This window comes from Nocardiopsis sp. NPDC058789, assembly GCF_042745575.1.
In the GTDB taxonomy this organism is placed as follows: Bacteria; Actinomycetota; Actinomycetes; order Streptosporangiales; family Streptosporangiaceae; genus Nocardiopsis; species Nocardiopsis eucommiae.
Window position 1 is genome coordinate 378,952 of the sequence record NZ_JBHYOW010000003.1, and the last position, 23,162, is coordinate 402,113.

The window sequence follows — 23,162 nt, forward strand, 5'->3', positions numbered from 1 at the left end:
CTCTCAGTTGTGGATGCGCACGCGCGGGTCGATGAGCGGGTAGACCAGATCGACCAGCAGGTTGCAGATGACGATGAAGAAGGCCCCGAACAGCGTCACTCCGAGGATGACCGGCAGGTCGCTCTGGGTGATGGCCTGGACCGCGTACCGGCCGATCCCGTTGAGGGAGAAGACCTGCTCGGTGAGGACGGCGCCGCCCAGGACCAGCCCCAGGTCGAGGCCGAAGATGGTGACGATGGGGGTGAGGGTCGGCCGCAGCGCGTGCTTGAGCACGACCCTGCGCTCACTCAGGCCCTTGGCCCGAGCGGTGCGGATGTAGTCCTCGTTGAGCGTCTCCAGCATGCCCGCGCGCGTCTGGCGGGCGTACATGGCCGCGTGCAGGAACGCCAGGGTCAGCCACGGCAGGAGCATGCCCTGGGCCCAGGCGAGGGGGTCCTCCGTGAGGGGGACGTAGCGCGGGGTGGCGAACAGGCCCCAGGAGTGGACCAGGAAGGCCAGGGCCAGCAGACCGGTGAAGAAGATCGGCAGGGAGACGCCGGCCAGCGCGACGCCCATGGCCAGGCGGTCGAAGAGGCTGCCCTTCCAGACGGCCGAGATCACGCCGACGGCGACGCCGCCCACCAACCAGATGACGCCCGCGCCGAGGGCCAGGGAGGCGGTCACCGGGAGGCGGGAGAGGATCTCGGGGAACACCTCCTGGTAGGTCTGGAACGAGTAGCCGAAGCAGGGGGCCGCGCACTCGATGGTGTCCCGGCCGAACTGGTACTGGGCGCCGAGGAAGATACCCCGGACGAACTCCCCGAACTGCACCACGATCGGCTTGTCGAGGCCCAGGCGTTCGATGGTGGCCTGGATCGCCTCGGGGGTGGGGGCCCGGCCGACGTACATCGTGGCCAGCTGCTCGGTGGTCCGTCCCGCCCATCGGGGCACCACGTAGAAGATGGCGAAGGTGACCATGGTGACCACGGCCAGGAGCAGCAGACCGGCGCCCAGACGGCGCAGGATGTAGGTCAGCAAGGCGCGTGCCTTCTCTCGTCAGGGGACAGGGCCGCGGGGCCCGTGTTCGGGGCGGAGACGATTCCACCCCGAAGCCAAACCGTAACCCATCGCAATCGGACGATCACGCGACGAAGTCGGCGTGTACAGGGCCATCCGCGCTCGGAGCACGCGGGCGTCCTGCGCACGGGGAGACGGCGGCCCCTCCCCCGGAGGAACCGCCGCCGTGCCGCCCCGGGTCCGCTAGTTGTTGCTGGTGCCCAGGGGCATGTAGTCGTACATCGAGTAACCCGCGTGGTAGTACACGTTGGTCAGGTTCGCGGGACGGTAGAGCACCGTCCGCTCGAACACGGCGGGCAGGATCGGGGCCTGCTCCATCGCCCGCTCGTCGATCCTCGTGTAGATCTCCGCGCGCTCGTCCGGGTCGGCGACCGCGACGACCTCGTCGAACCAGTCGTTGATCTGCGCGTCGTCGATCTCGGAGATGTTCGCGTTACCCGCCTGCTGGATGGCGTCCCCGTCCAGGATCTTGCTCATGAACCCGTAGCCGCTGGCCCAGTCCGGTGCCCAGCCGTACACGGTCAGTCCGAGGTCGTTGTCGGCCACGAAGGACGGCGAACCCGCCTGGGTGTTCGTGTAGGTGTCGGACGGGTACTGCTTGATCTCGGTGTCGATGCCCACCCGGGCCAGGGCCTGCTGGAGCGCCTCGGCGGTGCTGACGTCCGAGGGCCGGTCGGCGCGGGCGCCGATGGCCGTCGAGAAGCCGTCCGGCTGGCCGCACTCCTCCAGCTTCTGCCGGGCCTTGTCCAGGTCGCCCTTGTTCTCGTCGGACGGGTAGGGGTCGAAGCTCGGGTCGGACCCGGGCAGGGCACCGGGCATGATCTGCGTGGCGACGTCACCGCCGGTGTCGCCGCCCCAGGCGCGCTGGAGGGCGTCCCGGTCGGCCGCGTACATGATCGCCTGACGGCAGGCCAGGTTGTCCAGCGGTTCCATGACGGTGTTGATGTTGACGTAGCGCAGGGTGTTGGTCTGCGGGTTGTCGACGTTGTGGCGCTGGCCCTCGTCGGTGATGACGGTGCCCTTCATCGCCGGTCCGACGCCGGCCCCGGCGAGGTCGACGTCGAGTTCGCCGTTGACCAGCCGCTGGTCGATCTCGTTCTGGTCGACACCCAGTTCCACCTCGACGCGGTCGGGCAACGCCTTGCGTGTGGGGTCGGTGGAGGCGTCCCACTGGTCGTTGCGCTCCAGGTTCAGGGAGACGCCCGGCCGGTAGTCCCCGTCGAACTTGTAGGGCCCCGAGGACAGCACGTGGCTCTGGTACTGCTCGCCCCGGTCGGCGTCGGCGGGCACCGGCGCGGTCTGGGGCTGGAGGAGCAGGTAGGGGAACTCGGAGAAGCTCTCCTTGAGGCGGAAGACCAGGGTGTGCTCGTCCGGGGTCTCGATCCCGTCGAACCCGGCCAGCGGGTCGGCCTCGTCCGCGTAGGGGCCCTGGTAGTCGTCACTGTCGGCCAGCAGCCCCTGGAAGTACTTGGGGCCGTTGGGCAGCGCCTGGTCGCCGAAGTTGCTGCGCGCGACGGCGTACTTGACGTCCTCGGCGGTGATCTCCGAACCGTCCTCGTACTTCAGGCCCGGTTTGATGCGCACGGTCCACTCGGTGGAGTCCTCGTTGCCCTCGGGCATCGCCTCGGCCAGGTCGGGCTGGAGTTCGATGCCCTCCTCTCCGGGGGCCTCGGTGTAGGTGAGCAGGGTGCGCGCGTAGTAGCGGGAGAAGTTCCAGCTGAACGCGTAGTAGGTGTTGCCCGGGTCGGGTGAGTCGAAGTCGGAGGAGATGGCGTAGCGCAGGGTGCCGCCGGACTGGTCGGAGGGGTTGACGATGGTGGTCTCGCCCTCGTTGAACTCGGCGTCGGACTGACCGCCGCCCCCGCCCCCGCCGCCCCCGCAGGCGGCCAGGAGCACCGCCACGGCGGTCCCCATGGCCACGGGCGCGGCGGCTCGTCGGAACGCGCCGCGCCGCCGGGGCGGTACCTGGCGCGTGAAGTGATGGGTGGTCACCTGGGCCTCCTGGTCGGTTCGCTGGTGGGGCCGTGCGGCGCACGGCCCCGGCCGAGGGGTCTCGGCTGGACTGTGGGGCCGGGTGGCCCGTGGACGTCAGTCGGAGGAGCGCGGGTCGAAGGCGTCGCGCAGTCCGTCGCCGAAGAGGTTGAAGGCGAGGACGGTCACGAAGATGGCCAGACCCGGGATGATCACGAAGTGCGGCGAGGTGGTGTAGAAGCGCAGGGCGTTCTCCAACATGCCGCCCCAGGTGGCCATGGGCGGGTTGATGCCCACGCCCAGGAAGCTCAGGGCCGCCTCGAAGAGGATGTTCGTGGGGATGAGCAGGGTGGAGTAGACGAGGATCGGCGTGACCAGGTTGGGCAGGATCTCCCGGAAGACGATGTGCGTGCTGCCCGCTCCGAGGCTGCGCGCGGCCTCGACGAACTCGCGTTCCTTGAGGGTGAGGGTCTGTCCGCGCACGATGCGGCCGATGTAGGGCCAGTTGAAGAAGCCGATGATGAACACCAGGACGCCGATGCGCAGGTTGTTGCCGGACAGGCCGAAGGCTCCGTCGGGGATGACCCCGACCAGGGCGATGGCGAAGAGCAGCAGCGGGAAGGCGAGGAAGATGTCCATGGTGCGGCTGATGACCACATCCACCCAGCCGCCGAAGTACCCGGCCAGGATGCCCAGGACGGTGCCGATGACCACGCACACCACGGTGGCGACGGTGGCGACCAGCAGGGAGGTGCGGGCCCCGTAGACGATACGGCTGAACAGGTCGCGGCCGTTGACCGGCTCCACGCCCAGGAGGTGCTGGGGACTGATCCCGCCCCAGGGGTCGAGGCCCTGGGCGGGGTCGTCCGGGTCGCGCAGGACCCCTCCGGTGAGCGGGTCGACCAGGCCCTGGTCGAACTGGTTGGGCGGCTGGCCGAACCAGGCGGTGAGCAGGGGCGCGAAGATCGCGACCAGGATGAGCAGGACGACCACGACCCCGCCGGTCATGCCGACTCGGTCCTTGCGGAAGCGCTGCCAGGCGATCTGGCGCAGAGAGCGGCTGGCGGTGTTCCTGGCCCCCGCGACGACCGCCTCTGGCTCGGCGTGCTGGGACGACTCGGGCACGTCCATCGGCGCGGTCATGTACCCCTGCCTCCCGCTGTCTCTGCGTGTGGCCACACACCGGCGTCTGTGTGTGGCCACGTGACTACGCAGAGTTTGCCCTAGTGGAGTGGGGCGTTTCCACCCTCCGCGCCGACGAGGGCACCGTCACGGGCGACGACCCTCCCGGACCTGATCACGAGGTCCCTCCCCGGCACCCTGGCGACGGCCTCGGCCGCCGACCGGGCGTCGACGACCACGAGGTCGGCGGGACCGCCCGCCGTCAGACCGTGGTCCTCGATCCCGAGCACGCGGGCGGCATTGGTCGTCACCGCGTCCAGCGCGAGCATCAGCTCGTCGTCGCTTCGGCTGGAGTTGCGGTAGGCGATGAGCATGGCCCGGCGCAGCATGTCGCCGTCGCCGAAGGGACCCCACAGGTCGTTGATGCCGTCCGTTCCGCCCGCCAGGAGCACGCCGTGCTCCGCACAGGCCCGGAGCGGGGGCACCGGCGCGTCGTACACCGCCGCGCTCACCAGGGCCACGCCCGCCTCGGCGAACCGTTCGAGAAGGGCGGCCTGGGTCGGCGGGTGGGCGATCCCGAAGGCGTGGGAGACCGCCACGCGACCGCCCAGGTCGTACTCCCGGGTCATGCGGGCGATGAGGCCCATCTCCCAGGCCCCGAGCGACCCGCCGTCGTGCAGGTGGATGTCGATGCCGGTGCCCGTGGAGGCGGCGAGGTCGAAGACGGCCTCCAGATGGGCGTTGGGGGCGTCGTCGAACCCGGCGGGGTCGAGTCCGCCGATCACCGAGGCCCCGGCCTCCACGGCGTCGCGCAGGAGCGGCAGTGTGCCCGGGTTGGTGATGAGCCCGCCCTGGGGGAAGGCCACCTGCTGGATGTCGATCACGCCCTCGTAGCGGCGGGCGACCTCCGCGACGGCCGTGATCCCCCGGAGGCCGACTCCGGGGTCGACGTCCGTGTGCGTGCGCAGGTGCGTGGTGCCCGCCACGACCATCGCCTCCACCAGCGAGGCGACGTACTCCCGCGAGGGCAGGCCGTGGGTGTCCCGGTGGCGCCGCTCGTGCGCGACGCGTTCGGCCACGGTCTCCACCTGCGGGGCGGAGACCCACGGACCGCCGTGGAGGGTCTTGTCGATGTGGGCGTGCGCGTTGACCAGTCCGGGCAGGACGGTCCGGCCCGCCGCGTCGATGACCTCCTCGCCCGGGGCGCCGACGCCGGGTGACTCCTTGATCGCGGTGATCCGCCCGCCCTCGGTGACGATGGTGACCGGCTCGGACCGGCCGGGCAGGACGGCGTTGGTGACGCGCATGCGGGGTTCCCTTCGGTGTCCGCTCGGTTCGGGGATCAGAGGTGGATGAACAGCTCGGCCAGCGTGGCGGACGCGACGATGGTGGTCGTGAAGGTCAGCGCCGCGGCGACGACGATCTTCCAGCTCAGCTGGGAGAACGCCTCGCGGTCCCGGCCCATCGTCATACCGACCAGGGCCAGCTGCGGCAACCCGATCAGCAGCACGTTCAGGTTCTGCACGAGGTCCGCGATCACTCCGGCGACCGGGGAGATCGGCGTCGTCACGATCGTGGCGATCGCCAGCACCCAGACCGTGGCCGGGATGGCCCTCACCTTGCGGGACAGGAGGATGGCGACCCCCGTCATCGCCAGCAGCACCACGATGCCGGCGACGTCACGCGGGTGGAACGCTCCGGTGCCCAGCCAGTTGAGCAACAGTCCCGCCACACCGGCGAAGACGTAGCCCGCGACGCCCGGTCGCCAGCCCCGGGGGATGTCCGGATCGCGCGGACGCTCGACCGGGGTCGGCCCGCCGTCCGGGGACTCCTTCGACCGCACGGAGGCGTCACCCTCGGGGATCCGCCCGCGGGCGACCAGCTTCGCCTCCTCGATCTCCGGGGCGGGGCGGCGGAAGACGCGGCACCAGAAACCGTAGAGGCGGCGGGCGGCGGGCAGACCGATGAACACGCCCGCGTAGAAGCCGACGATGTTGGTGACCAGGTTGGACAGGGCCGCCAGGGCGGCGATCTCGGCGGCCTGGTCGGGGTAGAGCAGCGCCAGGGCGCCCACTCCGCCGAGCATCATCGACGTGGAGCCGACGCCGAGAGCCAGGGCCAGCGAGAGCGGGTTGTACAGGCCCGTCCCGCCCAGGAGCCCGGTGATCAGGGAGATGAAGACGGCGCCGAACATGGAACCGATGATCCAGACGCCGAACACGCCCCGGTACTCGGGCGAGGAGGTCCCGAACCGGTCGATGGCGTAGGCGAGGTAGGACTCCCGGTCGATCGCCCAGGTGGCGCCGATCGCCGCGCGTCCCATGCCGAGCAGGACCGCGATGGGCAGCGCGAGGATGATCGTCCCGAAGAGCTGGCCCACCTCCTGCATGAGCAGCGCCGGTCCGACCTGTTCGACCATGCCGATCGACGGGCCGATGCCGGTGCCGAGCAGCGCGAGGAAGAGGACCATGCCGACCGGGATCAGGGCCTCACCGGCGGACCGGGTGCCACCGCGCAGCGGCCACCATCGCTGGAGGCCGATGACCGCGCCCATCAGCACCACCCAGACCAGGGGGAACAGCACGATCGCGGCGGGCCCGACCCGGAACTTGTGCTCTCCGACCAGGACGGCCAGAACACTGATCAGCACGCTCACGCCAAGGGCGGTCACCCAGTCACCGCGACCGACCGAACCACGGTTCGCCACGTCCCCGCGCGACTCCGCTTGCTGCCTTCTTGCCCTCATCTGGGATACCAATCAGTGAGCCGCTGAATTTTCGAGGAGCTTATGGTTGGGGCAAAACCGCTGTCAAGAGCGGTATGGACCCAATTTCTGCACCCCCTACATACGCGCCGATCCAGTTCTCAAAAGTGCGTGGTATACAAGTTTCATGGATCAGGTAATCAGAGCACGGTACGTGCTGGCGCATTCCGAGAGCTCCCACGTCTGGCTGCGGGACGGCTACGTCGCCCATTCCGACGGCGTCGTCACCGAGGTGGGGACCGGCACTCCGGATTCCGCCGCTCCCGTCCTGGACCTGGGCGACACGATCCTCACTCCCGGGCTGATCGACCTGGACGCCCTGGTGGACATCGACCACCTCATCCTCGACGCGCACCACGACCCGGCCCACACCCGCTCCCTGGTCGGATCCGTCGAGCACTGGCGGGACCGTCCCCGCGACGTCCTGACCCCCGAGCAGCGCGACACCCTCCGCCGGTTCGGGCTCGCGCAGCTCGCGCTGCACGGCGTCACCACCTACATGCCGATCGCCTCCGAGATCCACCTGGAGTGGAACGAGTCCGCCGACGAACTGCGCCGCCTGGCGGACCTCACCCGCGCCTGGGGCCTGCGCGGCTACCTGGGCCCCTCGTACCGGTCCGCGGTGGGCGCCGTCGCCGACGGGGAGCGCACCTTCGTCGAGAACCCCGAACGCGGCGAGTCCGGCCTGGACGAGGCGCTGCGCTTCGCGGACGAGCTCACCGGGCGCGACGACGACCTGGTCCGACCGGTCCTCCTCCCCTGCCGCATCGAGACGCTCACCCCCGAACTGCTGGAGCGCACGGCGCGGGAGGCCAGCGAACGCGGCCTGCTCGTACGCCTGCACTCCCTCCAACAACCGTGGGAGCGCGAGGTGATCATCGAGCGCCACGGTCTCACCCCGCTGGACCTCATCGAGCGCACCGGTCTCCTCAACGACCGACTGCTCATCCCCCACGCCCTGTGGACCGACCGGAACTCGGCGCTGACCGGCCCCAACGGCGTCGACCTCACCCGCCTGGCCAGCGCGGGCGTCAGCGTGATCCACTGCCCCCTGACCACCTTCCGGTACGGGGACATGCTGGAGACCTTCAACGACTTCGTGGACGCCGGAGTCACGATGGCGCTCGGCACCGACTCCTTCCCGCCCGACCTCGTGCGCGGCATGGACGTGGGCCTCCACGCCTCCCGCCTGCTGCACGGCCACGGCGCCGTCAGCCTGAGCGGATACATGGAGGCGGCGACCCTGGGCGGCGCGGCCGCGCTCAAGCGTCCCGACCTGGGGCGCCTGGAGGTCGGGGCGAGCGCCGACATGACCGCGTTCTCCCTGGACGACTTCCGCGACGGTGTCGTGGAGGACCCTCTGCGCACCCTCGTGCTCAACGGCACCGCCCGCAACGCCACCCACACCTTCGTGGCCGGTCGGCCCGTGGTGCGGGACGGACGCATCGCGGGGGTGGACCTGGACGAGCTCAGGAACCAGGCGCAGGAGGTGTTCGAGCGACTCCAGCGCGGCTACAGTGAGCGGGACGGCCTCCACCGCCCGGTCGAGGCCCTCTTCCCCCCGTCGTTCCCGGTTCGCGGGTCCGAGTCCCGGGACGCCGGTTCCGGTAGGGGGTGATCCAGGCGCACACGGCGGGAACGGGTCTCATGACACGGACATCAGGCGGGTCGGCCCCTCTGACCGAGGCGGCCGAGGTCGCCATCCGTGAGGGGATCATCTCCGGCCGGTACGCACCGGGGGCACGGCTGCGCGAACGCGAGCTCTCGGAGGAGCTGGGCGTCTCCCGGCTCCCGGTGCGCGAGGCGCTGCGCAATCTCAGGCACGACGGGTTCATCATGACCAGCGCCCACCGGGGCGCGACCGTGCGGACGATGTCCCCCTCAGGGGTGGACGAGCTCTTCGACCTGCGGATCAGGCTCGAACCCTTCGCCGCCGAGCGGGCCGCCTGCCAGCACTCCGAGGGGCACGTGCACGCCGGGCTGGCCGCGGCCATGGAGGCGACCGCCGAGGCCACGGAGACGGGCTCGCTGGACCACATCATGACCGCCAACGCGGACTTCCACGCGCAGGTGGTGGAGGCCGCCGGTCACGAGCTGCTGTCCGAGCTCATGGCACCGATCCTGTCGCGCTCCCGCTGGCTGTTCGCCCTGACCGCCTTCCGCGACCCCCACCTGGAGTTCCAGGCGCACCACGAGATCTACGCGGCGGTCAGCACCGGCAACGCCCGGCTCGCCAGGCTGACCATGGCCGCGCACATCGAGGCCGGGCGCGGTCCCTCGCTGCTGGCCGTCGGCAGCGACACCGCCGAGGAGTAGCCGAACCCGGGAACTCCGCCGCGAGGATTCCCGGGAAGGCCCCTTCCCCGAGAAGGACACCCCGAAGCCGGACCGTTCCACGGACGGAACGGACCACGTGCGGTCACGCGCACGCGCCACGCGCCGAGCGGACCGGAGTGCGTCCGAGAGGGAACGACCCCTCCGGCTACGCGGAGTCGCGCCCGCGCAGGCCCCGGTAGCGCCGCACCAGGGCTTCGGTGGAGGCGTCCAGACCGCGCACCCCGGCGCCCTCGGTCAGGGCCGGCTGCACCCTCTTCGCCAGGACCTTGCCCAGCTGTACGCCCCACTGGTCGAACGAGTTGATGTTCCACACCGCGCCCTGGACGAACACCTTGTGCTCGTAGAGGGCGACCAGCTGCCCCAGCACCGACGGGTCGAGCCGGTCGGCCAGGATCGTCGTGGTGGGCCGGTTGCCGGGGAACGTGCGGTGCGGGACCAGATCGGCGGGCACCCCCTCCGCGGCGACCTCGGCCGACGTGCGGCCGAACGCCAGCGCCTGGCCCTGCGCGAACAGGTTGGCCATCAGCAGGTCGTGCTGGGGCACCAGCCCCTCGGGCAGGTCCGGGGCGGGGCGCGCGAAGCCGATCAGGTCGGCGGGGACGAACCGGGTGCCCTGGTGCAGCAGCTGGAAGTAGGCGTGCTGCCCGTTGGTCCCGGGTGTCCCCCACACCACCGGGCCGGTCTGCCACTCGACCGGGCGGCCGTCGCGCTGGACCGACTTGCCGTTGGACTCCATGTCCAGCTGCTGGAGGTAGGCGGTGAACTTCGACATGTGGTGGCTGTAGGGCAGCACCGCGTGGCTCTGGGCGCCGAAGAAGCCGCCGTACCAGACGCCGAGCATTCCCAGCAGGAACGGCAGGTTGCGCTCGGGCGGCGCCTCGCGGAAGTGCGTGTCCATCGCGTGGAACCCGGCGAGCATCTCGCGGAACCGCTCCGGCCCCAGCGCCACCATGAGGGACAGGCCGATCGCGGAGTCGTAGGAGTAGCGCCCGCCCACCCAGTCCCAGAACTCGAACATGTTCGCGGTGTCGATCCCGAAGCGCGCGACCTCGTCCGCGTTGGTCGAGACCGCCACGAAGTGCCGGGCGATCGCGTCGGAGTCCGCCCCCAGCCCGGCCAGGAGCCAGTCCCGGGCCGCCGTGGCGTTGGTGACCGTCTCCAGGGTGGTGAAGGTCTTCGAGGCGACCACGAACAGGGTGCGCTCGGGGTCGGCGTCGACCAGTGCCTCGTGCAGGTCCGTGCCGTCCACGTTGGAGACGAAGCGGAATCCCAGCCCCCGGTCCGTGTACGGACGCAGCGCCTCGTAGGCCATGGCCGGGCCCAGGTCGGAGCCGCCGATGCCGATGTTGACCACCCGGGTCACCGGCTTGCCGGTGTGGCCCAGCCACTTCCGGGCGCGCACGCGGTCGGCGAAGTCCGCCATCCGTTCCAGGACCGCGTGCACCTCGGGCACCACGTCGCGCCCGTCCTCGCGGAACACCGCGTCGCTCGGGGCGCGCAACGCGGGGTGCAGGACGGCTCGGTCCTCGGTGACGTTGATGTGCTCGCCACGGAACATGGCGTCGCGCAGGGAGGCGACGCCGGTGCCCCTCGCGAGGTCCGTGAGCAGGTCCAGGGTCTCCGGTGTGAGGAGGTTCTTGGACAGGTCCGCGTGGAGGTTCCCGACGTCGAGGGTGAACCGGTCGACCCGCCCTGCGTCCTCGGCGAAGAGGGACCGCAGGTGGGTGTCGCCGAACCGCTCGCGGTGCTCGGCGAGCGCGGTCCACTCCGCCCGACGGTTCAGGGGGACGGGTGCGTCGCCCCCGACGTCCTCGGTCCGAGGAAGGGGTGTACTCGCAGACATCCGGTCGCTCCTCGTCGTCCATGGTCGGCTTGCGGCGGCCTTCCGGGACACCGCGTGCGGCTGTCCCCCTACCCTCCCACGAAAGCCGCCAACCACGGGCCCTTCCACGCACGTCAGAGGGCCAGCGAACGCGGTGCGCGCCCGCCCCGGCCCGCCCACACCAGCGGGGGCGGACCGGGCCCCGTCAGTGGAGCGTCGCTAGATGCGCTCGTGCTCGCCCCGGAGCAGTTCGCGTTCGTCGCGCAGCGAGGCCACCTCGGCGCGCAGCGCCCGCAGTTCGTCGAGGATCTGCCGCTGTCCCTCGTCCGGCGCGCGGGCGGCGCCGCCGTCCGGTGAGTCCCCGGGATCCTCGTCGGGCCCGCCGCTCCCCTTGGATCCCGGGGCGCCTCCCGAACCGGGTCTGCCGTACTGCTCCTCGTGCCCGGCCTTGTCCAGCGCCTCGACGGCGACCGCGATGAACAGGTTCAGGGCGATCAGCGTGGACACCATGACGAAGACGACGAAGAAGACCCAGGCGTAGGGCTGGTGCTTCATCACCTCGGACGCGATGGTGCTCCAACCGTCGGCGGTGAAGATCTGGAAGAGGGTGAACAGCGAGGTCCCCAGGTCTCCGAAGTACTGCGGGGCGTCGGTGGAGAAGAGCCGGGTGGCCATCACCGCCGAGACGTACAGAAGCAGGACCACCAGGACCATGATCGAGGCCATGCCGGGCATCGCGCGGAACAGTCCGGTCACCACGTGGCGCAGCGACGGGATCACCGACAACAGTCGCAGGACACGCAGGACGCGGAGCACCCTCAGCACCGCGAACGGGCCGGAGGCGGGGAGCAGGGCGATCCCGATGATCACCATGTCGAACCAGCTCCAGGGGTCCCGGAAGAAGTCCCGGCGATGGGCGAACATCCTCAGACCCATCTCGACGACGAACAGGGTCAGGATCACCCGGTCGATGCTCTTGAGGAGGTCACCGTGGTTGTCCATCATCCTCTTGGAGGTCTCGAAACCGAGGATCACCGCGTTGACGAGGATGAGGGTGATGACGCTGGCCTGGAACCAGGGGGCCTCGACGAGGGCACGGGCGCGTTCACGCGTGGTCACTGGGAGGAAGACTCCGTCTCTGTCATCGGGCGACGGCGCAAAAGCCTACCGTCGGCGGGGGCGGCCCGTTTCGTCCTCGTCTCCCTCGGTACGTCCCGCACTGGCGTCCGCAGCCGTGAGCAGGCATCATCGAAGACAGGGAACCGAGGCGAGGGGGCCGCCGGTGACGGAATCCGCCGAATTCGACAGGGACGCCGCGGACATCGACGACGTGGACGCCGAGATGGACGTGGGTGCCCCGGACCAGGACTCCGCCGTGGCGGAGTACCTGGAGGACCACCCCGAGGACTACCGCATAGAGGAGATCGAGGACCACGAGGCACTCGGTATAGACGCCGGAGTCGGCCAGGAGGTTCCGGACGGGGAGTCGGAGACCGACCCGGAGGACCCGCCCCGGGTACCCGGGCCCGAGAGCCTCTCACGGGTGCTCCGGGCGGAACGGTACGCCGACCGGGTCAACCGTCGGCTCGAAGGCTGAGCCAGCGCTCCACCCGCAGCACGTGCGCGGCGGCGGCCGCCCGGGCCGCCTCGGGGTCGCGGGCGGTCAGTGCCTCGTGGATCCGCCGGTGGTCCTGGAAGAGGGTGTCGGTGAGCCCCTCACGACCGAGTCCGGCCCAGACCCGTTCGTTGAAGGTGCGCGAGGACAGCCCGGCGTGGACTGCGGAGAGCGTGGCGTTGCCCGCGCAGGCCACGACGGCGCGGTGGAAGTCGAGGTCGTCGGCGGGCGCGCGGTCGGCGTCGGCCTCCATGCGGTCCAGGAGGTCACCGATCCGGGCCAGGTCCTCGGGGGTGGCCCGGGCGGCGGCGACGGCGGTGGCTGCCGGTTCGATCATGCGGCGGACCTGGAGGACCTCCAGCAGGGTCTCGTCGCGTGAGACCTCGGCCAGGACGGAGAAGGCCTCCAGCAGGTCGGCGGGGCGCAGCGCGGTGACGTAGACGCCCGCGCCGTGGCGGACGGACAGCACGCCCAACGTGGTGAGGGAGCTGATCGCCTCGCGCACCGAGCCCCGGGAGACGCCCAGTCGGGCGGAGAGCTCGCGTTCGGTGGGCAGCCGTTCCCCCGGGCCCACCTCGCCGTCGGCGATCATCGCCTTGATCCGCTCGACCGCCCGTTGGGCCACCGGGGTCCGTACGCCCTCGACCACGTCACTCCCCCGTCTCCACCACGAACACGGAGATTCTACTCTCGGTGCCCGTGTTCGTGTCCCAGCGCTCTCGGACATTGGTCGGACCACTGCAAGGGTGCCGTGGGACCAGCGCTGCGCATCGGCGCACATTCCGCCGATCGTCACGGGGTTCTTGATCCGTCTCGCGCCGCTGTGCAAAAGTGGTCGGACCACTCGCCGCGGTTGCCGTCCGTCGGACCGGACGCTCCCCCGCCGGGGCGGGGTGCGAAGGAGGCCCATGCGCGTCGCGCTGTTCGTCACCTGTGTCAACGACACGCTCTTCCCCGACACCGGACGCGCGGTGGTCCGGCTCCTGGAGCGGCTGGGCCACGAGGTGGTCTTCCCCGAGGACCAGACCTGCTGCGGCCAGATGCACTACAACACCGGGTACCGGCGCCCCGCGGCCCGACTCGCCGTGCGCTTCGCCCGGACCTTCGGCGGGGCCGACGCGGTGGTGGTCCCCTCGGCCTCGTGCGCGGCGATGGTGCGTGACAACTATCCGAAGCTCGGCGCCCAGGGCAGCAGGCTCTCCCGCAGGATGGCCCACCTGGGACCCCGCGTGTACGACCTCACCGAGTTCCTCGTGGACGTGCTCGGGGTGACCGACGTGGGCGCCTACTTCCCGCACAGGGTGGTCTACCACCCCACCTGCCACGGACTGCGCTTCCTCGGCTTGGGAGACCGCCCCTACCAGCTGCTGCGCGCCGTGCGCGGCCTGGAACTGCTCGCACTGCCGGGAGCCGCCGAGTGCTGCGGGTTCGGGGGCACGTTCTCCGTCAAGAACGGCGACGTCTCCGCCGCCATGGGGTTCGACAAGGCCCGCCACGTGGCCGAGACGGGCGCCGAGGTCCTGTGCGCGGTGGACAACTCCTGTCTCATGCACATCGGCGGCACCCTGTCCCGTCAGCGTTCCGGAGTCCGGATCGCCCACATCGCGGAGATCCTGGCCAGTACCGAGAAGGAGTACGCGCACGCATGAGCGCCACGTTCCTGGGCCTTCCGCCCTTTCCCGAGGCCGCCCGTTCGGCGGTCGGAGACTCCCGTACCAGGCACAACCTGCACAAGGCCACCCACACCATCCGGGGCAAGCGCGACGCGGTCGTCGGTGAGCTGGGTGAGGACTGGCAGCGGCTGCGCGCCGAGGGCGAGCGGATCAAGACGCACACCCTGCGCCACCTGGACCACCACCTCGAACGCCTGGAGGAGGCGGTCCACCGGGCGGGCGGCACGGTCCACTGGGCCGCCGACGCGGCCGAGGCCAACGAGATCGTCACCCGGCTGGTGCGTCGGACGGGTGAGACCGAGGTGGTCAAGGTGAAGTCCATGGCCACCCAGGAGATCGAGCTCAACGGCGCGCTGGAGGCCGCCGGGATCACGGCCTACGAGACCGACCTGGCCGAACTGATCGTGCAGCTCGGTGACGACCTCCCCTCCCACATCCTGGTGCCCGCGATCCACCTGGCCCGCTCCCAGATCCGGGAGATCTTCCTCGACCGGATGGCGGAGTGGGGGGTGCCCGCACCGCCCGGGCTCACCGACGATCCCCGCGCGCTGGCCGAGGCCGCCCGCGTGCACCTGCGGGAGCTGTTCCTGCGCGCCAGGGTGGCGGTCTCGGGGGCCAACTTCGCCGTGGCCGACTCCGGGACGCTCGTGGTGCTGGAGTCCGAGGGCAACGGGCGGATGTGCCTGACCCTGCCGGAGACGCTGATCTCCGTGGTGGGGATCGAGAAGGTCGTGCCCACGTGGTCCGACCTCGAGGTGTTCCTGCAACTGCTGCCCCGGTCCTCCACCGGGGAACGGATGAACCCCTACACCTCCACCTGGACCGGGGTGACCCCGGGCGACGGTCCGCGCGACTTCCACCTGGTCCTGTTGGACAACGGACGCACCGACGTGCTCGCCGACACCGTGGGACGGCAGGCGCTGCGCTGCATCCGCTGCTCGGCCTGTCTGAACATCTGTCCCGTCTACGAGCGCACCGGCGGTCACGCCTACGGATCGGTCTACCCGGGGCCGATCGGCGCGATCCTCACTCCCCAACTGCGGGGGATGTCCTCGGAGGTGGACCGGGCTCTGCCGTACGCGTCGTCGCTGTGCGGGGCGTGCTACGACGTCTGCCCGGTGGCCATCGACATCCCGGAGGTCCTGGTGCACCTGCGTGAACAGGTCGCGGAGGGTCCGGGGCACCTCGGTGAGAAGGCCGTCATGGCCGGTGCCGAGGCGGTTCTCGGTTCGGCCCGGGCGTTGGACGCGGCGCAGCGCGCGGCGGGGCTGGTGGGCGGGGACCTGCCCCGGCACCTGCCGGGGACGGCGGGGACGTGGACCGACACCCGGGACGTGCCGGACGTGCCCGGCGAGTCCTTCCGACAGTGGTGGAAGCAGAGGGGGCGGCGATGAGCGGCACCGGAGGCGTGCGCGGTGGGGGCGCCGAGGGCCGGGGCTCCCGTGAACGCGTCCTGGCACGGGTGCGGGCGGCGCTGTCGGACGTGCCCGGCGAGGAGCCGGTGGCGCGTCCGCCCGGAGGCGGGTACGCCGACCACCACTTCGCCGGGGACGCCCTGGAGGTGCTGGTGGACCGGTTGCGGGACTACCGGGCCCTGGTGGAGAGGGTGCCGGAGGCCGCTCTGCCCGAGCGGATCGCCGCCGTCCTGGAGCGACGCGGCGCGACCCGGGTCGCGACCCCCTCGGGCGCTCCGCCGGAGTGGTTCTCGGAGGTGACGGCGCCACGGCTCACCGACACCCCCGGGGAGCCGCTGTCCGTGGCCGACCTCGACGCCTGCGACGGTGTGGTGACCGGGTGCGCGGTGGCGGTGGCCGAGACCGGAACCCTCGTGCTCGACGCCGGGCCCGACCAGGGCCGTCGGGCCCTCACCCTGGTCCCCGACTACCACCTGTGCGTGGTCCGGGCCGACCAGGTGGTGGGCGGGGTACCCGAGGCCGTCCGGCTCCTGGACCCGGCGCGGCCGCTCACGTGGATCAGCGGCCCCTCGGCCACCAGCGACATCGAACTCAACCGCGTGGAGGGCGTGCACGGTCCCCGCACCCTGGAGGTGCTGCTGGTGGAGACCGTCGGCTGAAACTCCGGGGGCGCGGGCCCGGTGGGAGGCCGTGAGGTCGTGCCCGCCCCACCCCGTGACCGCGTGCCCGCCCCCGGCGGAGTCGATGGCCTGCACCCTCGTGCCGGTCGGGCCCCGCTTCCTAGGGTTCAGGGGATGGCAGACCGACCACGACGGAAGGCTCCCCTATGCCGCACCCCTCCACGTCCTCCCGCACCCCCGCTCCCCCGGCGCGGACCGCTCGCCGCCGGTCCGCGCCCCTGGCCCTGGCCTGCGCCCTGGCCCTGGCCTGCGCCCTGGCCGTGGGCGGCACCCTCGCCTCCGGTCCGGCTTCCGCCGCGACCGACGGGGACCGCCCACCCACCGCCGCCCTGCCCGCACCCACCGGCCCCGCGCCCGTGGGCACCACCGACCTGCACCTGGTGGACACCGACCGCGAGGACCCGTGGTTCGGCGGTGACCGGGAGATCATGGTGACGCTCTGGTACCCGGCCCGCACCGACACCGGGCGTCCCGCCCCCTACCTGACCGAGGCCGAGTCCGCGGCGATCCTCGCCCAGAGCGGGTTCGACCACCTTCCGGCGGACACCCTGACCCGGGTGCGCACCCACTCCGTGGCGGACGCACCGCCGGCCCGCACCGACGACGGCCTGCCCCTCGTGGTGCTCTCCCCCGGAGCCGGGGTCTCCCGGACCTGGATGTCCTCGCTCGGTGAGGACCTGGCCAGCCACGGTTTCGCGGTGGCCGGGATCGACCACCGGCACGAGGCGGCCCCGGTGGAGTTCCCCGACGGGCTCGTGGAGCGGTGCGGGGCCTGCGCCACCGAGCGGTGGGAGGACGGCGCGGTCAACCGGGCCGACGACGTCACCCTCCTCCTGGACGCACTGGAGGACGGCGGGGCCTGGCGCTGGTCCGCGCTGGTCGCGACCGACCGGACCGGAATGGTGGGCCACTCCTGGGGCGGGGCGGCCACCGCCCAGACGCTGGTGACCGAGGAGCGCGTGGACGCCGGGCTCAACCTGGACGGCCCCTACTACCCCGCGCAGCTGGAGGAGGAGATCGACAAGCCGCTGGCGCTGCTCGCCAACGGCCAGGGGCAGTCCTGGGAGGGCTGGGAGGAGCGCTGGGCGGGCCTGACCGGCTGGCGCCAGTGGATCCGCGTCACCGACTCCGGGCACTCCACCGCCCTGGACCGGGGTGTGCTCATGGAACGACTCGGGCTGCGGGACACGCTGACCCCCGAGCAGTGGCGGGCGCAGTTCGGCGACCTCCCGGTGGAGCACGGGGTGAACCTGGTGCGGACCTACGCCGCCGCCTACTTCGACCACCACCTGCGCGGTGGTGAGCAGCCCCTCCTGGACGATCCGGGAAGCGTCCACCCGGAGCTCGTCGTGGTGGACCCCGAAGCGGGCTGAGCCCACGGCGGGATCGGCTCCCGGGGCTCAGCTCCGGGGGGTCCACGTCTCCAGGAGCCGTTCGAGGGGGTCGGGCTCGTGCGGTTTCTCCGCGAAGGGCGCCTGGTAGCGGGCGCCCCGGGCGGCGGGACGGCGTTTGCGGCGCCGGGAGGCGCCTCTGACATCCGGTTCGGCTGCCGCGACCGGCTCGCTCTCCCCGGTCGGGGTGAACCGCACGGGCAGCTCCTCGAGCCCGTGCGCGCCGGGGGACGCCCGTCGTCGCGGACCGGCGGGCCCGACCACCGCGACCATGTCCCTCATCCGGTCCAACGCCGTGTCGAGGGCGGTGCGGACCAGCTCCTGGGTGAGGGACGTGGCCGGGCAGCGATGGGCTCCGGCGCCCCAGGACAGATGGGCGCGGTTCCCGGCCAGCTGGTCCATGGCGGTTCCGGAGTCTCCGGCGACGGACGGGTCGGAGTGCGCGGCCCCGAACGCGAAGAGCAGCGGATCGCCCCGCCGGATCCGGGTCCCCGAGAACCGGAGGTCCGTTCTCGCGTAGCGTCCCGCCAGCACGCGGACCGGAGGGTCGGTCCACATGACGTAGTCGAGGAGGTCCTCCGGTGTGAGCGTCCCGCCGAGGTAGGCGGTCCACACCCGACGGTCCTCGACGAGCAGGCGCAGGGCGTTGCCGATGAGGTGGGTGGTGGGTTCGAGGCCCGTCGCCCAGAGCAGGCGCAGCGCCTCGACCGCCTCGTCGTCGGTCAGCCCGTGCGGGTGCTCCAGGAGCGCGGAGGTGACGTCCCGCCCGGGTGCGGCGCGTTTGCGGGCGACCAGCCCCAGGAAGTAGGCGCGCACGGCCGGTGCGGCCGTCGCGGCCCGCCGGGCGTCGTCGCCGCGCAGGCGGTCGGTGAGGTCCGCGAGCAGGTGGCCGTAGGAGTCCGGGAGCCCGAGGAGTTCGTTGAGGACGAGCGCGGGCAGGGGTGCGGCGTACTGCCCGACGAGGTCGGCCGCGCCCTTCGCTCCGACCCGGCCGATCAGCCGCACGGCGACGCGCTCGACCACCGGGACCAGGTGTGGGGTGCCCACGGAGGCCAGCGCCTCCACGATCGGCAGGCGCAGGCGCTGGTGGTCGTCACCGTCGCGAGCGAGGGCCGCGCCTCGAACGGGCGCGGCGTCGTCGCCCCAGGGGCGCGGGTCGGCGGAGAAGTGGGTCTGGTCGCGCAGGACCCGCAGGTTCTCCTTGTAGCCGAGCAGGAGCCAGCCGGGGACTCCGGGGGTGACCTCCACGGGGATCAGGCCACCGTGCCGGGACCGCAGCCGGTCCCAGGAGGGTTCCGCTCCGAGTGCCGGGCTCCGGTCGAGGGAGTGGGCGGCCCCTCCGGTGTACGGGCATCGCGATGGGCCCGCCGTTCCGCCCCCCGCCGCCTCGTCGCCCGTGGGCCCGGTTCCCTGACGCATGGAGACTCCTCGGTGGCTGCGGTGGGGACGACGCTAGGCCGCCGGTGTTTCCGGGATGATTCCGGGAGGAAAGGGGCGTCTTTCGGCGTCGGGCACCGATCCCCTTCACCAGACAGGAGCGGAGGAATCGGACCGGCCCCGACGCAGGGGCGCGGCGAGCGGAGCCGGGCGCGACGAGTCGGGTAGGTCCGGGGCGGTGGCGACGGGCATGGCTCCGAACCCGGGCAGCCGGAATCCGCCCCACCATGGGGCCACCCCTCCGGTCACCCTGCGGGAAACGGCAGGGCGCGGGGGTGTGATCCCCCACTCCGCCACCGAAGTCGCAGGCCGGTAGGATGTCCAGTCGGCCCGAAGGGGGCCGCAACGGCCGCAGGGCCCGACAGTCTCTCGAACGGGGAGTACCACCGTGGGCAGGAAGGGCCGCAGAGGCGGCGACGCGCGGGCCGGGGCCGAGTGGTCCGGGCCAGGTCCCACGGACACCCCCGTGGAGGTGGTCACCGGCGCCGTCGACGCGCTCGTGCGAGGACAGGAGGGCGGCGGGGTGGACCTCGCGTCGGCCCGACTGGCCGACGCCGAGGACCCGGCCTGGGCGGGGGCGGCGGGGCGCGCGCTCCTCGACACCCTGCTCTTCGCGATCGCCGACGCCTGGGCGCGCGGCTGGCAGCCCACGGAGACGGTCCGGCACGTGTCCCGCGAGTCCGGGCCACTTGCCGCCACCGTGTGCGCGGAAGCCGTCACCGCCGACCTCGAACGCCACTCCGCCGCCACGGTGGACCCCCGCTGGACCGAGCAGGTACGCGCCCTGGGCGCGACCGCCCCGGCCTCGGGCGACCAGCACCTGGCCCGACTGGGCTCCGAGCACGGCCTGCTGAGGTTCGAGGCGGTGGAGGTGGTGCTCCGGCTCCTGGCCCTGTTGCGCGTGCTGCCTCCGATGCGTCGGCTGGGCCCGCCGCCGGGAACCTTCCGACCGGGCGTGAACTCCTCCGCCCCGGTGGACCGGGGGCGGCTCCAACGCGTCCGCGCGCTGCTGGCCAAGGCGGAGTCCACCGAGTTCCCGCAGGAGGCGGAGGCGCTGACCGCGCGGGCCCAGGAGATGATGGCGCGACACAGCATCGACCTCGCCCTGGTGGAGCGGGACCCCGAGGAGCCCGAGGCCGCCTCGGCCCGCAGGCTCCCGGTGGACTCGCCCTATGACGAGCACCGGGCCGTGCTGCTGAACGAGGTCGCGGAGGCCAACCACTGCCGTGCCGTATGGCACCGCGATCTGGGGCTGAGCACGGTGATGGGTTTCCCCGGCGACGTCGAGGCCGTGGATCTGCTGTACACGTCGCTGCTGGTGCAGGCCGAGTCCGCGATGCGGGTGAGCGGCGCGAAGCGGGACCGGTCCGGGCGCGGGGCGCGCAGGGACTTCAGGGCGTCCTTCATGTCCGCGTTCGCGGTACGGGTGGGTGAGCGGCTGACCGAGTCGGCGCGCGCCACCGAGGAGGCGGTCACCGCCGAGACCGGCACCGACCTCGTCCCGGTGTTCGCGGCCCGGGAGAAGGCCGTGGAGGCCGCCGTCGACGAGGCCTTCGGCGCGCTCACCTCGTCCCGGGTCCGGGGCCCCTCCAGTGCCGAGGGCTGGTACGAGGGCCGGGCCGCCGCCGACGCCGCCTCCCTGGGGACCCGCGCCAGGCTGGCCTGAGAGCTCGGAAAACCGCTGGCCCCCGGCCCTGAAGGGTGTGTACAACCGTCACATGCTTCGCAAGTACCCCCGCACCCGGCACATCCGCGGGTCGCGGCTCCAACACGGTGACCACGACCTGTCGGCCGCGCCGTTCGCCGCCCTGGCCGGACGGCACCTGGTCGTGGAGGAGAAGCTGGACGGGGCCAACGCGGGGATCAGCTTCGGGCCCGACGGGCGGCCGCGGCTCCAGAGCCGGGGCCACTACCTGACCGGCGGTCCCCGGGAACGACAGTTCGGCCCGTTCAAGGCCTGGGCGGCGGCGGTGGCGCCCGCTCTGTGGCCCCGGTTGGGCGACCGGTACGTGCTCTACGGCGAGTGGCTGTACGCGCGGCACACCGTGTTCTACGACGCGCTGCCGCACTACTTCTGCGCGTTCGACGTGCTGGACACCCGCGCCGGGACGTTCCTGTCCACACCACGCTGGCGTGCGCTCCTGGCCGGTACGCCCGTGGTGTCGGTGCCGGTGCTGCACGAGGGCCCCCTGTCCTCCCTCGGAGAGCTGACCTCCCTGGTGGGGACCTCCACCTGCCGGACCCCCGCGTGGCGCGAGGCCCTGGCCGACGCCGCCAGGGCCGGGGGCGCCGACCCCGGACGGGCGCTCGCGGAGACGGACGGCTCCGACCTGATGGAGGGGCTGTACGTCAAGGTCGAGGAGGGCGACCACACCGTCGACCGGTACAAGTGGGTGCGGTCGGAGTTCACCTCCGCGATCCTGGACGCGGGCACGCACTGGCTGGACCGGCCGCTGATCGCCAACGCGCTGGCCGACCCGGAGGTGCTGTATGCGGCCGTTCGATGAACTCTGTCCCGCCCCGCCGCACTGGGGGCTGGACTGGAGCCGGGTGCGGGAGGCCTTCGCGTGGGTGCGGGACCTCTCCGGGGTCGAGCAGGACCCGGTGCACCACGCCGAGGGGGACGTGGAGGTGCACACCCGTATGGCGTGCGAGGCCCTCGCCGAACTGCCCGGGTGGCGCGCGCGGCCCGCCGAGGAGCGGGTCCGGCTCTTCGCGGCGGTGCTCCTGCACGACGTGGCCAAACCCCTGTGCACCCGGCGCGACGAGGAGGGCCGGGTGACCGCCCACGGGCACTCCCGGGCCGGTGACCTGCTGACCCGCAGGTTCCTCTGGGAGTCGGGAGCTCCGGTCGAGTGGCGTGAGCACGTGGCGGCGCTGGTCCGCCACCACCAGGTTCCGTTCTGGGCTCTGGAGCGCCCGGACCTGCGCCGGATCGCCTTCCGCGCCAGTCTGCTGGCCCGCAACGACGACCTGGTGCTGCTGGCGACCGCCGACATCCTCGGACGTCACTGCGGGGACGCCTCGGAGGTCCTGGACAACGTGGGACTGTACGCGGAGTACTGTGCCGAGCAGCGCTGCCTGGACGTGCCGCGCGCGTTTCCGTCCGACCACGCGCGGTTCTGGTTCTTCCGCAGGCCCGACCGCGACCCGGACCACGCCGCCCACGACGACACGCGAATGACCGTGACGGTGATGTCCGGCCTGCCCGGCTCGGGCAAGGACCACTGGATCCGGGAGAACCGTCCGGACGTGCCGGTGGTGAGCCTGGACGCGCTCCGCAGGGAACTGGGGGTCCGGCCCGCCGCCGACCAGCGTCGGGTGGTCGCTGCCGCAGCTGAGCGCGCCCGCGAGCACCTGCGCGCCGGGCGGTCGTTCGTGTGGAACGCCACCAACGTCTCGCGTGACCTGCGCGGAAGGTCGGTGTCCCTGGCCGCCGACTACCGGGCCCGGGTGGAGATCGTGGCGCTGGAGGCTCCGCCCCGGGTGCTGCGTGAACGGATGGGCCGCAGGTCCGCGCCGGTACCGGCGGCGGCGGTGGAGCGGCTGATCCGGCGCTGGGAGTGCCCCGACCCCACCGAGGCCCACCGTGTGGCCCGACTGGTGACCGGCTAGCCCGCGGTCGGGGTGTCTCGGGACGCGGTACGGTCCTCCCGGATCCGGTTACCGAGCAGTGTGCGACCTCAACCAGAGTTGAGGTCAAACGGAGAAAACGGCATAAAACGACCAATCACCCTTTCCCCTGTTGACACTTGCGACCCAAACACTCATCTTGAACACCAACAGGCCTAGGTGACGCGCTTTTCCGGATAGCATGACCCGGGACCTTCAGAACCGCGTGGACCACGCCGATCGGGTCAGCACAAGCCCTACACCACA

General features: G+C 71.9%; 19 protein-coding genes. 10 read left to right on the forward strand and 9 right to left on the reverse strand.

Annotated elements, in window-relative coordinates; all coding sequences use genetic code 11:
- Positions 1–3 precede the first annotated feature (3 nt).
- The 5 genes from ACFW3L_RS05870 to ACFW3L_RS05890 all read right to left on the reverse strand — a co-directional run bounded on the left by ACFW3L_RS05870 (position 4) and on the right by ACFW3L_RS05890 (position 6,820).
- A complete protein-coding gene (locus ACFW3L_RS05870; RefSeq protein WP_378736825.1) occupies positions 4–1,017 on the reverse strand; it encodes an ABC transporter permease in 1,014 nt (337 codons plus the stop codon).
- 222 nt (positions 1,018–1,239) lie between these two features.
- Entirely contained in the window at positions 1,240–3,048 is a 1,809-nt protein-coding gene (locus ACFW3L_RS05875) for an ABC transporter substrate-binding protein (RefSeq protein ID WP_378736827.1), read from the reverse strand.
- A gap of 96 nt (positions 3,049–3,144) precedes the next feature.
- Positions 3,145–4,170, reverse strand: a complete 1,026-nt coding sequence (locus tag ACFW3L_RS05880) for an ABC transporter permease (protein WP_378736829.1) — start codon at positions 4,168–4,170, stop codon at positions 3,145–3,147.
- Positions 4,171–4,250: 80 nt separating this feature from the next.
- Positions 4,251–5,456 (reverse strand): amidohydrolase, encoded by a 1,206-nt coding sequence (locus ACFW3L_RS05885; protein WP_378736831.1) that lies wholly within the window; start codon positions 5,454–5,456, stop codon positions 4,251–4,253.
- Between the two features lie 35 nt (positions 5,457–5,491).
- A complete protein-coding gene (locus ACFW3L_RS05890; protein ID WP_378736833.1) occupies positions 5,492–6,820 on the reverse strand; it encodes a DUF3100 domain-containing protein in 1,329 nt (442 codons plus the stop codon).
- A 220-nt stretch (positions 6,821–7,040) separates the two neighbouring features.
- On the opposite strand from ACFW3L_RS05890, the gene ACFW3L_RS05895 reads away from it, so the two are divergent.
- Positions 7,041–8,531, forward strand: coding sequence for a chlorohydrolase family protein (locus ACFW3L_RS05895; RefSeq protein ID WP_378736834.1), 1,491 nt, complete (start codon positions 7,041–7,043; stop codon positions 8,529–8,531).
- 29 nt (positions 8,532–8,560) lie between these two features.
- Positions 8,561–9,229 (forward strand): GntR family transcriptional regulator, encoded by a 669-nt coding sequence (locus ACFW3L_RS05900; RefSeq protein WP_378736835.1) that lies wholly within the window; start codon positions 8,561–8,563, stop codon positions 9,227–9,229.
- A gap of 166 nt (positions 9,230–9,395) precedes the next feature.
- Here the strand turns inward: ACFW3L_RS05900 and pgi are convergent, their stop codons facing one another.
- Together pgi and ACFW3L_RS05910 are read right to left on the reverse strand one after the other, a co-directional pair.
- Positions 9,396–11,093, reverse strand: coding sequence for a glucose-6-phosphate isomerase (pgi, locus tag ACFW3L_RS05905; protein ID WP_378736837.1), 1,698 nt, complete (start codon positions 11,091–11,093; stop codon positions 9,396–9,398).
- Between the two features lie 198 nt (positions 11,094–11,291).
- Positions 11,292–12,191 (reverse strand): ion transporter, encoded by a 900-nt coding sequence (locus ACFW3L_RS05910; RefSeq protein WP_378736839.1) that lies wholly within the window; start codon positions 12,189–12,191, stop codon positions 11,292–11,294.
- Positions 12,192–12,354: 163 nt separating this feature from the next.
- On the opposite strand from ACFW3L_RS05910, the gene ACFW3L_RS05915 reads away from it, so the two are divergent.
- Positions 12,355–12,669 (forward strand): hypothetical protein, encoded by a 315-nt coding sequence (locus ACFW3L_RS05915; protein WP_378736841.1) that lies wholly within the window; start codon positions 12,355–12,357, stop codon positions 12,667–12,669.
- Here ACFW3L_RS05915 and ACFW3L_RS05920 read toward each other — a convergent pair.
- On the reverse strand, positions 12,647–13,336 hold the full coding sequence (locus tag ACFW3L_RS05920; RefSeq protein WP_378736843.1) for a FadR/GntR family transcriptional regulator: 690 nt from the start codon (positions 13,334–13,336) through the stop codon (positions 12,647–12,649). The two genes, ACFW3L_RS05915 and ACFW3L_RS05920, sit on opposite strands and share 23 nt — an antisense overlap.
- A 259-nt stretch (positions 13,337–13,595) precedes the next feature.
- Here ACFW3L_RS05920 and ACFW3L_RS05925 point away from each other — a divergent pair, with 259 nt between their 5' ends.
- From ACFW3L_RS05925 to ACFW3L_RS05940, 4 genes are all read left to right on the forward strand, one after another.
- The gene (locus tag ACFW3L_RS05925; RefSeq protein ID WP_378736845.1) at positions 13,596–14,336 is read left to right on the forward strand and encodes a (Fe-S)-binding protein; all 741 of its coding nucleotides are present in this window, start codon (positions 13,596–13,598) and stop codon (positions 14,334–14,336) included.
- Positions 14,333–15,754, forward strand: coding sequence for a lactate utilization protein B (locus ACFW3L_RS05930; RefSeq protein ID WP_378736847.1), 1,422 nt, complete (start codon positions 14,333–14,335; stop codon positions 15,752–15,754). The genes ACFW3L_RS05925 and ACFW3L_RS05930 overlap by 4 nt, the downstream gene beginning before the upstream one ends.
- Positions 15,751–16,434 (forward strand): lactate utilization protein C, encoded by a 684-nt coding sequence (locus ACFW3L_RS05935; protein WP_378736849.1) that lies wholly within the window; start codon positions 15,751–15,753, stop codon positions 16,432–16,434. Before ACFW3L_RS05930 ends, ACFW3L_RS05935 begins: the two co-directional genes overlap by 4 nt.
- Positions 16,435–16,601: 167 nt before the next feature.
- Positions 16,602–17,828: an alpha/beta hydrolase family protein gene (locus ACFW3L_RS05940; RefSeq protein ID WP_378736851.1), complete on the forward strand. Its 1,227-nt coding sequence runs from the start codon at positions 16,602–16,604 to the stop codon at positions 17,826–17,828.
- A 27-nt stretch (positions 17,829–17,855) separates the two neighbouring features.
- On the opposite strand, the gene ACFW3L_RS05945 is transcribed toward ACFW3L_RS05940, so the two are convergent.
- Complete coding sequence (locus ACFW3L_RS05945) at positions 17,856–19,265, reverse strand: cytochrome P450 (protein WP_378736853.1); 1,410 nt, start codon at positions 19,263–19,265, stop codon at positions 17,856–17,858.
- A 406-nt stretch (positions 19,266–19,671) separates the two neighbouring features.
- Between ACFW3L_RS05945 and ACFW3L_RS05950 the strand changes: the two genes are divergently transcribed.
- The 3 genes from ACFW3L_RS05950 to ACFW3L_RS05960 are packed head-to-tail and all read left to right on the forward strand — an operon-like array spanning position 19,672 to position 22,898.
- Complete coding sequence (locus tag ACFW3L_RS05950; RefSeq protein WP_378736855.1) at positions 19,672–20,949, forward strand: DUF2786 domain-containing protein; 1,278 nt, start codon at positions 19,672–19,674, stop codon at positions 20,947–20,949.
- Positions 20,950–21,001: 52 nt separating this feature from the next.
- Positions 21,002–21,790 carry an RNA ligase family protein gene (locus ACFW3L_RS05955; protein ID WP_378736857.1) on the forward strand — a complete coding sequence of 263 codons (789 nt, stop codon included), beginning with the start codon at positions 21,002–21,004 and terminating at the stop codon, positions 21,788–21,790.
- On the forward strand, positions 21,774–22,898 hold the full coding sequence (locus ACFW3L_RS05960) for an AAA family ATPase (RefSeq protein WP_378736859.1): 1,125 nt from the start codon (positions 21,774–21,776) through the stop codon (positions 22,896–22,898). The genes ACFW3L_RS05955 and ACFW3L_RS05960 overlap by 17 nt, the downstream gene beginning before the upstream one ends.
- Positions 22,899–23,162 lie beyond the last annotated feature (264 nt).

Excerpts from the sequence above, each read along its gene's own strand:
- ACFW3L_RS05880 (WP_378736829.1), bottom strand. The coding sequence starts at position 4,170 with ATGACCGCGCCGATGGACGTGCCCGAGTCGTCCCAGCACGCCGAGCCA.
- ACFW3L_RS05885 (WP_378736831.1), bottom strand. The coding sequence starts at position 5,456 with ATGCGCGTCACCAACGCCGTCCTGCCCGGCCGGTCCGAGCCGGTCACC.
- ACFW3L_RS05895 (WP_378736834.1), top strand. The coding sequence starts at position 7,041 with ATGGATCAGGTAATCAGAGCACGGTACGTGCTGGCGCATTCCGAGAGC.
- ACFW3L_RS05900 (WP_378736835.1), top strand. The coding sequence starts at position 8,561 with ATGACACGGACATCAGGCGGGTCGGCCCCTCTGACCGAGGCGGCCGAG.
- pgi (WP_378736837.1), bottom strand. The coding sequence starts at position 11,093 with ATGTCTGCGAGTACACCCCTTCCTCGGACCGAGGACGTCGGGGGCGAC.
- ACFW3L_RS05925 (WP_378736845.1), top strand. The coding sequence starts at position 13,596 with ATGCGCGTCGCGCTGTTCGTCACCTGTGTCAACGACACGCTCTTCCCC.
- ACFW3L_RS05930 (WP_378736847.1), top strand. The coding sequence starts at position 14,333 with ATGAGCGCCACGTTCCTGGGCCTTCCGCCCTTTCCCGAGGCCGCCCGT.
- ACFW3L_RS05935 (WP_378736849.1), top strand. The coding sequence starts at position 15,751 with ATGAGCGGCACCGGAGGCGTGCGCGGTGGGGGCGCCGAGGGCCGGGGC.
- ACFW3L_RS05940 (WP_378736851.1), top strand. The coding sequence starts at position 16,602 with ATGCCGCACCCCTCCACGTCCTCCCGCACCCCCGCTCCCCCGGCGCGG.
- ACFW3L_RS05945 (WP_378736853.1), bottom strand. The coding sequence starts at position 19,265 with ATGCGTCAGGGAACCGGGCCCACGGGCGACGAGGCGGCGGGGGGCGGA.
- ACFW3L_RS05955 (WP_378736857.1), top strand. The coding sequence starts at position 21,002 with ATGCTTCGCAAGTACCCCCGCACCCGGCACATCCGCGGGTCGCGGCTC.
- ACFW3L_RS05960 (WP_378736859.1), top strand. The coding sequence starts at position 21,774 with ATGCGGCCGTTCGATGAACTCTGTCCCGCCCCGCCGCACTGGGGGCTG.